Annotated in this window: 12 protein-coding genes; 2 read left to right on the top strand and 10 right to left on the bottom strand. The window is 34.0% G+C overall.

Annotated elements, in window-relative coordinates; genetic code table 11:
• Position 1: 1 nt before the first annotated feature.
• From JF75_RS02050 to JF75_RS02035, 4 genes are all read right to left on the bottom strand, one after another.
• The gene (locus tag JF75_RS02050) at positions 2-478 is read right to left on the bottom strand and encodes a PTS sugar transporter subunit IIB (RefSeq protein ID WP_045927611.1); all 477 of its coding nucleotides are present in this window, start codon (positions 476-478) and stop codon (positions 2-4) included.
• Between the two features lie 21 nt (positions 479-499).
• Positions 500-1,618, bottom strand: a complete 1,119-nt coding sequence (locus JF75_RS02045) for an SIS domain-containing protein (protein ID WP_046331646.1) — start codon at positions 1,616-1,618, stop codon at positions 500-502.
• A 480-nt stretch (positions 1,619-2,098) separates the two neighbouring features.
• Positions 2,099-3,499: a zinc ribbon domain-containing protein gene (locus JF75_RS10095; RefSeq protein ID WP_052726852.1), complete on the bottom strand. Its 1,401-nt coding sequence runs from the start codon at positions 3,497-3,499 to the stop codon at positions 2,099-2,101.
• Positions 3,500-3,513: 14 nt separating this feature from the next.
• On the bottom strand, positions 3,514-4,365 hold the full coding sequence (locus tag JF75_RS02035) for a zinc ribbon domain-containing protein (RefSeq protein ID WP_046331645.1): 852 nt from the start codon (positions 4,363-4,365) through the stop codon (positions 3,514-3,516).
• 309 nt (positions 4,366-4,674) lie between these two features.
• Between JF75_RS02035 and JF75_RS02030 the strand changes: the two genes are divergently transcribed.
• Positions 4,675-5,637 carry a D-2-hydroxyacid dehydrogenase gene (locus tag JF75_RS02030; protein WP_046331644.1) on the top strand — a complete coding sequence of 321 codons (963 nt, stop codon included), beginning with the start codon at positions 4,675-4,677 and terminating at the stop codon, positions 5,635-5,637.
• Between the two features lie 88 nt (positions 5,638-5,725).
• Complete coding sequence (locus tag JF75_RS02025; RefSeq protein ID WP_046331643.1) at positions 5,726-6,490, top strand: MerR family transcriptional regulator; 765 nt, start codon at positions 5,726-5,728, stop codon at positions 6,488-6,490.
• A gap of 126 nt (positions 6,491-6,616) precedes the next feature.
• Here JF75_RS02025 and JF75_RS02020 read toward each other — a convergent pair whose 3' ends face one another.
• The 6 genes from JF75_RS02020 to JF75_RS01990 all read right to left on the bottom strand — a co-directional run bounded on the left by JF75_RS02020 (position 6,617) and on the right by JF75_RS01990 (position 12,151).
• Positions 6,617-7,372, bottom strand: a complete 756-nt coding sequence (locus JF75_RS02020; protein WP_046331642.1) for a BspA family leucine-rich repeat surface protein — start codon at positions 7,370-7,372, stop codon at positions 6,617-6,619.
• Between the two features lie 118 nt (positions 7,373-7,490).
• A complete protein-coding gene (locus JF75_RS02015) occupies positions 7,491-8,243 on the bottom strand; it encodes a hypothetical protein (protein WP_046331641.1) in 753 nt (250 codons plus the stop codon).
• A 38-nt stretch (positions 8,244-8,281) separates the two neighbouring features.
• Positions 8,282-8,992 (bottom strand): uracil-DNA glycosylase family protein, encoded by a 711-nt coding sequence (locus JF75_RS02010; protein WP_046331640.1) that lies wholly within the window; start codon positions 8,990-8,992, stop codon positions 8,282-8,284.
• Between the two features lie 628 nt (positions 8,993-9,620).
• Positions 9,621-10,853 carry a tyrosine-type recombinase/integrase gene (locus JF75_RS02000; RefSeq protein WP_046324378.1) on the bottom strand — a complete coding sequence of 411 codons (1,233 nt, stop codon included), beginning with the start codon at positions 10,851-10,853 and terminating at the stop codon, positions 9,621-9,623.
• A 64-nt stretch (positions 10,854-10,917) separates the two neighbouring features.
• A complete protein-coding gene (locus JF75_RS01995; protein WP_046324377.1) occupies positions 10,918-11,121 on the bottom strand; it encodes a hypothetical protein in 204 nt (67 codons plus the stop codon).
• Entirely contained in the window at positions 11,111-12,151 is a 1,041-nt protein-coding gene (locus JF75_RS01990) for a Rep family protein (protein ID WP_046324376.1), read from the bottom strand. Before JF75_RS01990 ends, JF75_RS01995 begins: the two co-directional genes overlap by 11 nt.
• Positions 12,152-12,269: the final 118 nt, after the last annotated feature.

Here is a 12,269-nt window from a genome sequence, read left to right as displayed (position 1 = left end):
TTTACACCTCCTTTAGAAACTTTTTAGCATCGATCTTGTTTTCAGTCGGTACCATTTGAATAAAAAGCTCAACTCCTTGATCTACCAGTTTTTGCATTATTTCTACATCTTCATGATCAATAAAAATACTCTTAGTCACTTGCTTTTTACTATCTTTAAACGGCATATTGCCCAAATTAATTGCTTTTTCACCAATAGCTTCAACAAGTTTGGCCGCAATTGGTAGAGTTTCACATATGACGAACAGCTTATATTTATCTGTAATCCCACTTTTTATTTGCTCAATAGCCTCATCACAAGTTTTAATAACTACTTTAGTTCCAGCTGGCTTTGCTAATCTCAACGCTTTCATGCGTAGCGGATCTTTTTTAACAGTATCACTTACTAGAAGTAATGCGTCTGCGCCTAAAGCTTGCGTCCATGAAAAAGCAACCTGGCCATGTAGCAGCCTATAGTCAACACGAATCATCTTAATCATTTTTAAGCCTCCTAAGCTAATTTAACTTTTATGATCTGAATCCCACTTTTGCTTGATATTTTTGATTTCTTCGTCATAATCATCTGTTTTAATTGCAATTTTTTGATCAAACTTGTCAAAATAAGGATGTGTAGCCCAAGCCTGAAGCTCGTCAGTCATTTTTGCTGCCACTAATTGCACTACTGGCAATGAATAATAGGGTTCAAAAAACCAGTTATTCACAGCTTGGGTTTTCAAGATTCTCTGATCTTTTTCCAAATGATTTGAACTAGTAATAAAAAACACATTTGGCGTTATTTCTTTTAATGCTTCAAAAACTTCTGGGAATCTAGTTTTCCCAGAAACAGGCATATCATCAATTAAAAAGACGGTATGATTTGGCGTTAATTGCATATCCGGCCCATGAAGAAATTCTTCAAGTTCGTAATACATTGCAGGTCTTTTTAGCGTTTCTTGAAACTTCAATGCACCTTCCCTTGCAACTCCATAATTGGGTCCATTGCCACAGAAAAAAGTAGGGTTTTTCATTGAAAGGGCAAAATAATTATTTTGAATAAATTTTTCTGTTTCCGCCATCAACTCCTTTTGGTATGAAATAGTTTGCTGTAGTTGCTTATAAAAGTCTTCTTTTTGTTGTGAATCTAGAATGCTAATTTCACAGCCCAATAACAAAAAGAACTCGACAAGTGTTTGTACGCCGACAGTTACATAATCCACGTACTCATTACCAGGTCCATAATCAAAAATTTCTTGTGAGTATTTGCTCATTTGACTATCAAGATTGCCAGTTAAAGAAACTGCAAATATGTCGTTTTTTTGTAAATACTGCAAGCAATTAATGATATTGGTCGAAGATCCACTCTGTGACACAACAATAATAAATGTACTTTCCTGGGCTGCAATGCCAAATTGCATAACATATTCCGGTGTATGAAGATACACCGGCTTTTTTGTCATCTCTTGCAACGAATCCTGAATCATTGATAAAGCATTATAAGAAGAACCCGAAGCAATTAAGGCAATACTCAAATATTTCTTTTTTAAAAACAGATTTGCTACTCCGCTAATTAACTCATCCCTTTTTTGAAAATTCTCACCTAATTTTTCAGATGAATATTTCACATAATCCTGCATTCGCATTTTCAGCATCTCCTAAGTGGTTTCTTATATATACCATTTATTAATTTAACTATACCACTATCAACTTCTTTTGCAAGCGGTTTCTAAAAATAATGTTTTAGAGTCAATTCTTTTTAAAATGGGAAAGAAATTTGGGTCAAAATAAAAAAGACTGCTAAAACCCGTTAAAAAACTAATTTAGCAGTCTTGAAAATTGAGAATGTCAAAAAGCTAAAACTAAATACCCCCGCTTGCTTTAAAATTGTCATCAAATATTTAAATTATTTCTGAAACACCCACTATATTTAGAATCATTGCAATTTTGTACAGATTGAATATGATTCAGTAACTTTATCGCAGATAATTAATAAGTCTATATGAATCATACATGACCACATTCCTTCTGGGAACTTGTGTAGTTTGCGTTTTAAGCCATAAAAAAGCCTCCAAATTTTTTCAAATTTGGAGGTGCTATCAAAAAATTTACTTTTAAAAACAATATTAATTATCGTATTTTTTATCACTAATTATTTTGCCGTTACCAATTGACTTAATCTTTTGATTGTTGTCATCGCTGTCGCCAGTTTGTTTGAAAAGTCCGCCAGTGTATAACATCACTTGCTTATGTTCAAAATCATCATGTTCGAAGGTGTAAGTAATCTTGTAAGTTACGCTGCTACAGTTATTTGGCGCCGGAGTAATCGAAACTACAGAACATTCCATATTATAATCATTAATATCGTCATCATTATCAAAACCAGAATCTTGAGAATGCAGTTCCTGATAGCCTTTATTTTCAGCTCCACCCACAAAGTCATCCTCTTCTGGAGATGTAAAGTCTTTTTCTAAAAGTTCTTCAGCATCATCTTTACTAATTAAGCCGGGCCATTCGGGTTTAATGACATTACTGCTGCTATCATCGTCATCTTCAAAGCCCATATCGTCATAATCAACAGACTCTGATTTGATAGATTTACCATCAACTTTAGTAACCACATAGATCTTCATATCATCAGTTACAGGGTAATCTTTAAACACTTTCGCGCCCCTTTTATCAAGATTGCCTACTTTTTTATCATTGATGTAAATCGTGGCAGAAGGGATACTTTTAATCATGAAATTAACAGTTTTAATGTTCATGTTAATTTCTTTATTAGAAAAAATAGTGGTACTTTTATCGGCAGATAACTGGTGACCAGAGGCAACTGATTTTACTTCAATGTGGTATTTACCCGGAAATAAAGGAGCAATTTTTTTATAATAGTCCTCACCGCTGCCGTCAACGCCACCAAATTTTTTATTGTTGACATAAATAGTAGAATTGGCGTGATTAGTTCTAATCTGCGGTGTATAAGTCTTTAATTGCAAACAATATTTGGGGAATAAAAGCAAATAACGACCGCTTTGGACCAAGCTGACGTTTTCATATTCATTACCGTATTTAAAAGCATCTGCCATTTTATCTGCTTCAACGTAGTGTTCCGCATAATATTCCTGAGTCGGCTTTAAAGCTGCCGTTGTCACACGAGCATTAGGATTTTCAGAAACTACGAATTGGGCTAAATCAGAATGAGGATTTTTCAAACTGGCTGCAATTTGATTAATCTGATTATTTCTTTGATAGTGATTAGAACCCCAAGCATAAAATGCCGCAAATGCGACAATCAAAACTCCCAAGCAGATTAGCAAGACCTTATTTCTTTTTTTCATGGGATGATGGACTGAGCTCGCCGTGGCTTGTGGCTGATTGACAACTGGTTGTGTTGCAGTATTTTTCTGCTGACTGCGATATTCTTTTCTACTATGCAGGGTCTGAGGTAATTTTTGACCACAGTTAGGGCAAAATTCCACATTCGGTTTTACCTCTTTACCACAATTAGGACAAAATTTTTTATCATTCATTTCCTTCACTCTATCTACATTGAACCATTTTGCATTGACATAATTTGATTGATGATTGAATGGACCATGGAACTATAAATAATTGAATCTAAAATCATCAGACACACAAAGATAATGGCAAAAGCAATTAAGAAGCCAAAAATTTTATCATGCACTGCTCCCTGATCGCCAAATAATATAATATGCTGGCTGGCAAAGAATAAAGCTAGCATTATGATAAATACGGCAATTACGAATTTAATACTATTTAGTCCTAAAAGCATTAGTAAAAAGAATGCGGCAGAAATAAGCAGATTGAAGTTGAACGCATGGGCACCACGATTAATAAACTCAAAAAAGCCCAGCTGTCTGTCATAGACATACCGATAACCAGCATAAAAGCCGCCAATGACTATTGCTTCAAATATCACCAGCACCACAAATATTTCCAGCATAATGTTAAAGGGAACATGAAAATTTTCCCAGCCATTAATGTTGGCTCCCATGCGGTTAGCCCAGTTAATCAAAGTACTAACAATAGTATTGGCACAATAATATAGACCCAACACCACAAAGGCATCTTCAATCAAAATGGTCAACCAACCGTACCAACTTGCCACATTAGGACTACTAGTACCTGGATTGCGCCAGGAATCAACACACCATTGCAAGTAATTTTGAAATTGATCTCCGTAATTAACTGGCTCACTGGCAGCTGGAGGCTGAGGTTCGGTCTGTTTTGGCTCTACTTGGGCAGTATTTTCAACTGGATTAGTAGGCGCCTCTTCTACTTTTTGTATACTAACATTACGCAAATCATAACCGCAAGACGTACAAAAATTGACGTCTTTTCCCATTATGGCGCCACATTGTGGACATTTTTTCATTGATAACTCCTTCTTAATTCCACTATTTTAGATATTTATTTACTACTTTAATTTTATACCACTATTTATGGATTATTGCATAGCATAAAATCTATGAAGAAATAACATACTACCACTATTTAATTTGCTCATTGCTAGTAATTGTAAGATATTACTAAAATGCATAATACAGGGTAATTTTAAAATTATTTATGAACACTGTCAAATGCTCTTTTAATCACCATCTTACTACAATCTTATAATATATAGTTACGCCGGCAATATGTAGTAAACTATAAGATATAGATATATTATATGTGAGGTTGAATTATGAAAATCGTTAATTTGGATAGTTATGCCCTAAATCCAGGAGACCTAGATTGGTCACCTCTTAAAAAACTAGGTGAATGCAAATTTTATGATCGTACCCCAGTGGACGACGATGAGGAAATTTTAAAGCGGATTGGGGATGCTGAAATTGTTTTAACTAACAAAACGCCACTTGACAAACATGTGCTTGAGGCCGCTCCCAACATTAAATATATTGGCGTGACTGCTACTGGTTATAACATTGTTGACACGACTGCAGCTCGCGAAGCTGGCATCCCTGTTACTAACATCCCTACTTATGGTACTGATGCCGTTGCGCAATTTACTTTTGCATTGCTACTTGAAATTACCAGTCAAGTTGGCCTACATAATCAGTTAGTCCATGAAGGTCGCTGGAGCAGCAATCCTGATTTTACTTTTTGGGCAAAACCGTTAATGGAATTGAAGGGTAAAACATTAGGACTTATTGGCTTCGGTCATATAGCTAAAAAAGTGGCAGAAATCGGTCATGCTTTTTTTATGAATATAATTTTTTGGAACCATCGTCCTAAATCAGATTTACCTGATTACGTTAAGCAGGTTGAACTTGATCAACTTTATCAAAAAGCAGATATCATCAGTTTACACGTGCCGCAAACACCGGCAACTACTGAAATGATAAACCAAGAAGCAATTAGTCAAATGAAGGACGGCGTCATTTTAATTAATACTGCTCGCGGCGGTTTAATTAATGAAGAAGACGTCGCCGATGCTTTAAATGAAGGTAAGATTGCTGCAGCGGGGATTGACGTTGCCCAAAAAGAGCCTATTCCTGCTGACAGTCCACTTCTTTCTGCTAAGAACTGTTACATTACCCCTCATATTGCTTGGGCACCGCGCGAAACTCGCAATCGTTTGCTGGGTATTGTCGTTGAAAATCTGCAGGCATTTCTAAAAGGTGAAAAATTAAACGTCGTAAATTAAACATCATAATCAAAAATCATTTTCCGTGCTTGACCTTGACGCTGCGTCAACCAATATACTAAATTTTGCAAGTGAGGAGATTTTAAACATGTCGTATTCTATCAATGAACTAGCAAAACTAGCTGGCATTTCAACACGAACTTTACGCTATTACGATAAACAGGGACTTTTAAAAGCGCGCAGGAATCCCGAAAATAATTATCGCTATTATGAGGAAAGCGAAGTTGATCAATTGCAGAAAATTCTATTTTTAAAGCTATTTGACTTGCCACTGGAACAAATAAAACAGGTAATGCAGACTTCAACGGAAACTCAATATCAAGTTTTACGAAGTCAGCGGAGCAAAGTAGTTGCGCAAGAGCAATATCTAGATGATTTGATTAGGAATTTAGACAAGACACTTGCAACAATGAAGGGAGAAACACAAATGACTGACACGGAAAAATTTGCCACATTAAAAAAAGAAATAATTAACAAAAACGAAAGACAATATGGCGCTGAAATCAGGGAGAAATATGGTGATCCTCAAATAGATCTTAGCAATCAAAAATTTAGCTCTTTATCTGAAAATGGATTAGCACATTTCAAAAAATTGTCCGCTGAAATTTTAACTGAATTAAAAGACTTTGATAATACTGCTGGTGTCAAACAAGCTGCTGCCAAGCACATTTTCGAATTACATAAAGAATATTTACTGATAATTTGGCCTAAAAGCCAATATTCGGCAGAGGCGCACAAGAATCTCGCCCAAATGTATGTCTGTGACGGACGTTTTAGCAAATATTATGAAGAAGCCACGGGCAACCCTGACGCTGCGAAAATATTGAAAGCAATCATTGACTACTATGCGTAAGACTCTTTAATCTATATAAAGTTAGTTGCAAAATAAAACCTTTCAAATACAAATTCATTAAGAATTGTTTTGAAAGGTTTTTTGTTTAAAGTGATTTTATATTATTATATCAACTTTATCTGAGGCCTAGTCGTCATCTTCATCATCTTCATCAAAACCAATAATTTTGACTTTGGTAGTATCAAGGCCATCAAATGTATGATCTGTCAGCTTTACTCCCCAGCCAGTCAGATTGATTTCAATTAAAGATGTATCACCTGAAAACATACCTAACCTGTCAGCATAATAATCAAAAGAACTTTCATCCCAACTACTTAGGTCAAGCCGAGTCAGTTTTCTGTCGTTAAAAAACATATAGCTAACATCTTCAGCTTTACCAGTATCTACCTTATCAAGACCAGCAATGTCCTGTAACTTATATAATCTGGCAAATAAATATTCGGAATTGCTTGATAAAGCAATATTGCTATCAATACTTATATGTTCAATATCAGAAGGCTTAAACATATTTTTCTTAGAAACATGTTTCTTAGCATTATAAACGGCATCATAAATCGGAGTGCTACCTAATTTATTACTATTTACACCTTCTTTAATATGCAAGGTTTTAGTACTAGGATCGAACTTCAAAATACAATCATTACCATATGAATAATTACTAATATCAACCTTTTTATTAACATTGGCAGTTTTATGGCTAGTTACCGCCTTCTTGACCTTTTTCTTTGCTTTTGCGTGTTTTTTCTTTTTGGCTTGAACATTTTGAACAAGATCTGCTTTCTCAGGAATCACATTAATAGCAACTCCGCCCAAAATGCCTGCAATTGCAGAACTAACTAGCAACTTACTGGTGAATTTTTTGATATTATGATTAACTTTCATTTTTTCTTTCCTTCATAAAAAAACTATTTCTTTAACCATAACTAATTTTAGATCTTTTATACATTTATTTTCAATAAGAAAAGACATAAAGACAATTATTTCGTACCTAGTTTTACTCTCAACTGCAAGAATCCAAATCTTTAAAATCATTCCGGCTCCATAACCACAATGGATTTTGCAAGTCGGTTGGCACAAATTCTGTTCCCTGCAGTTCTTTTGCCCAAGCACTAATCACAAAGGTCTGCACTTTAGAACTTTCCATTTGTTCTTTAGTAATTAAGCCTAATTTGTAACTTGCTCTGATTACATGCCTGTCTGCAGCAATATAAATATTATTAGAGTTTTTTAAGGGAATTGCAGTGTATTTACTGAGAACATAGAGCCAATAGTTACAAAGCTTATTACCAGACAAATACGGAAATTTTTTCTTGGCATCTTTTTGCATAAAATGCCTTATTTTATTAACATCATTATCCAAGCTGTTAGCGAATTTAATAACACTACCATCAGAAAGCTCTGTAAATGTCTGACATAATTTAAGCCAAATGTCTGTCTGCTTGTTCTTTTGCAAAGCAAGCCGATACTTAGTCAAACCTTTTTGCACTGCTTCATACTCAGCATTAATCACTTTTGCCGGTATAAAAACAAAATTAGTTTCTGGATCTTCATATGTCTTCAAGGCACTTTCCCACAAAGTATAGGAATTTCTCTGATAGTTTAAGGCCATTGGCAGCGTGAAATAAAGCGCATTTTCATTGGAACTTGGATCTAAGTTGGGGTTGCTATCTTCAGGTAAAGCAGTATCACCTAAATCGCCATTTTGGTACATTTGATAAATTTTTCTTGCTTTTTTAAGAATTACATCAGACATAAATTGCTGACCTCACTTATTTTTCAAACTAACGCTTATTATTTATACATCAAAGCATCCAAGTATTTATGCAAATATTTCTCTTTTTCTTCAGGATGATATTGTGTAATAAAACGCGGATGCTCAAGTGGAACTATTTTTTGAAAAAAGCGCCACTTTTTATTAATTTTGCTCAGTTCTTGATAATTTTGACTACTGCCTATGCAGTAACAAATAGAAGTATCAATTCCAAAGTTAATTTGCGCTTTAAGCGCAGAAATTATAAAAGAAGTTAGTATTCCTTCAACTCGCTTGTTTTCATAATAATTGCAATTTATCTGGTTACCTTTGGAATTGGTCTTGCAAATACCCAAGGGACAAACAAAATTGAGATAAAAATCATGATAAAACTTGAGCCTTCCACCGTATTTATCTATGACTTCATTTAAAAAATTAGAAGCTGCATTATTAACATGAAAATTTGCTATTGAAATTCCTGTTTCTTTTTGGAGATTTAAAGCATCTTCAAAGGGAATTCCAGTTATTGCCGATCTTTTTCTCGCTGGACAACTGCCCAATATTAAGCGTCGCCTGTTAGTGTCATTGAAATATTTGTGATAGAAAATTTGGATCATTTGTAAAATTTGTTTTTTATTTCTGCCACTATAAGGATTAATTAATTTATAAGGAGCCGGTAAATCAATTTTTACATTACCTAATTCCTGATCAAATTGAAAAACTTTATCTGAAAAAGTTTGTTTTTGCTTCATAAATGCCAGCTACCTATCAAGTTACAAAAACCTATAAGCAAATTATAGTACATACGTTAGTAGCAATGCTAATTTTTTTTAAGATTTTGAATTAAAATAAAGGATTAGTCCTACGCTTTTGGACTAAGTTCTAAACCTGTAACCAACATTGGGATGTAATGAACTCTTGCCAACGGTTTTTGTTTTTTATCAAAAGTTAAAAGTATGTTAGAGTCAGTGAAAATTAATGCAGCTCTATTGGTTACATTCGCTATTAACAAAGTTTGGTAAGATACTAAAGTTGCTATATTAGCAGCAGTTGAGACAATTCCAGAAATAATTCTCATAAAAATCAAAAAAGTCAAAGCTAATAACTACGACTTCCTTTTTTACTCAATTAATTTTTTAAAGTAAGTGATCTCTAAACATTCTTTTGGCATAACACGGAAATACTTTGCAATTTCACTTCAAAACGTGTTCCGTATCGTGTGCATAATTATCTTTAATAAACAAAAAATAACCTTAATTTACCAACAGAAAACGCTGATATATCAAGGTTGTTTTACCAATTTTATTCTTCTGAATGCTGATTGCCAGTGTAGCATTAACCTTTTAAGCCTTGCTAATCTAGCATTTACAACTATTGTATCTAATTTTGTGTGACTAACTGTGAGCTAACGACATTTAACATATCTTCGTTCTTATCTTGGTCAACATGAACATAAACTTTCATAAACGTTTTTAGTGAATGTCCTAACCGATAAGCTGCCCAAGGGTAACTCATACTTGGAATATTAGCTAATTTAGTTGCTATAGTATGACGACAAGTATACATACTAACACGCAAGCCACGATTATTAACGCCTATCTTTTTACAGATTTTACGCATCATGTCATTTAAGCCACGTTGATCTATTGGCATCCCTAACGAACATAAATTATAAGTAGTTAATGCTAATAAAATATAATCCTGTTCATTATCTAAACCATATTCTTGCAATACATCTGTTTGCTTTTCTTTAAAAATCATTAATATTTGATATAAGTTTTCAGATATTGGCAAAGTTAATCTTTTAGCCCCTTTAGGTCTAGTTTTCAAATGACCATTTAGCTTCTTTGCCTTGCTATTCCAAGAATCGTTAATTTCAAACACTACTTTACCATGATCTTTAGTCAAATTAGCCCATTTCAAAGCTTGAATTTCTTGCGGTCGCATTCCTGTCTCTAAAGCAATCCAGATTGCCAAGCGACTACACCAATAATTAGGTTTTATTGACTTCAACCGCTCCTTAATATCAGTGATAATGGCAATAATTTCTTTATCAGAAAAAACATATTTTTCATCTGGTACAGTCATTTCATCATTACGAAAGAATTTATACAAGGCTTTTATAGGAACAGGATTTTTTACTATCTTGTCCAGTGAACTAAAGTAACATCTAATATTTTGTAATTGGCGGTCAATTGTTGTATGTGGTGCTACACTGGCATGATGTTTTTGCACATAATTACGGGCAAACTGTCGAATATCAGTTTCAGTAATATCTTTTACTTTTTTATCACCAAAATAGTCTTTTAATAGCCTAATTGTATAAGTCCATGCTTTATAAGTAGTTGCCGATTGCCATCTACCTAACTTATGCTCGCTTTCGATAAAACTTTTATATGATTGCACTAGCGGTTGACTCAGTTCTTGGTAATTGCCGTGCGGATTAGAACGGAAATCTACCCACATTTTTTCATATAAAGCCTTAGCTGCCCGATAATTGTCGGCAACTTGACTAGGAACAGGAATAACTTTCCCAGTATGCTCATCTCTTGGTTGTATTCTTACTCGATACTTACCAGCTTTCTTTCCTTTATTAATTTTACTAATTGGCATGTTTATTCTCCTTTTACTTTTAGGAAGAACATACCCTTGATTACTTTAAATTTTACCACAATAATCACCGCTTTCTGATCCAATTTACTACTTCATCATAGTTATAAAATTTCCTACCCCCTGGCGTTATGCGGTGAAACGGCATACCTAATTTAGTTAATTTGAAAAAATAAGTATTAGAAATTTCTAACTTTTTTGCTATTTGTCGGGCATTTAATAACTCATTGCCAAACATTTTTACATCTTCTTTCATTGTTTTATCTACCACCAAATAACTCTTCAAATTCAGATTCATTATCTTGAAAAACTTCCGCAATAAATTTTGGTGTAATATGAATTGCATGAACCCGCCTTTTAAGCTGTTCAAAGGTATCTGTTTTTTCATCAGCAATTTTCACATGTTGATAAAATTCAAACGGACTATAAGGAGTAGTAATAATCAACATTTCAACATTTAATTTCACATCATGGTAGCGTCTTGGTGCTACTTTATCATGCTCATAAGGATCTAGTAGCCTTAATAAGTCGGCATATCTAAAATCATTGGGACGCAAATCATTCAGAATTACATAATGTTCACCATGATAATCTTGAAAGTAATCCCGACTGCTGCCTAAGATAGCAACTTTTTCACCACGAACTAGCTTATTTGCATAACGTGTTTTACCAACTCCAGCTTCGCCCCATAACCAAATTGTTTCTGCTTTGCGATCATGATATTCATGTAACCATTCCTCATGCTTTTTATCCGCAATTAATTTAGTAATATTGTCAATCACGCTTTTTCTTTTAGCAACTTCAGCTAAACCAATAATATCCGCTAATTCTTGATAATCAATTTCTTCATTAGCATATTGCGTTAAGAAATTAGCCACTACTTTAGAATTTAACCTGCTTTGGTTAACACTGCTTTGTATTTCAGTAATCCTTGCGGGAAAATCAAATGAAGCCACCACACTATTAGGATCGTATTGATACTTATCTTTAGCTTCCAATGTTGCATGAATTAGATAGCTATAAGCATTACTGATTCTTCCTTGCCAAACTTCTAAATATTGCGGTTTATCATTAAAAAGCCTTACAACATGAGAAAGTATTTGCGGATTAGCATATTTTAAGACCACATGTAGATGTTTCCTAATTAGCCTATTACCTTGATCCAAATCTTGGTCATGAATGATATAAGCCCACTCTTGAATATTAGCCTTAGTTAAAATATTGGTTAGTTCAGTAAAATCTATCTTTAAATGGGCAAAATCTTGCATATACATAAACTGTCTAGCTCTAATCTCTGCCATATAATTCCCTTCTGCACAGTTTGCACACTTTTAACATTTGCCATAACAAGCCCAGCAAATGTTGTCACATCAGTGCTTAGCACACTTACACAGTAGAATATTTATAAATTATGCAAGG

Origin of the sequence: Lactobacillus kimbladii (assembly GCF_000970755.1) — a bacterium.
GTDB classification, from domain to species: Bacteria; Bacillota; Bacilli; order Lactobacillales; family Lactobacillaceae; genus Lactobacillus; species Lactobacillus kimbladii.
The sequence above is the reverse complement of the archived record's forward strand: the minus strand, read 5'-3'. Positions and strand labels throughout refer to the sequence as shown.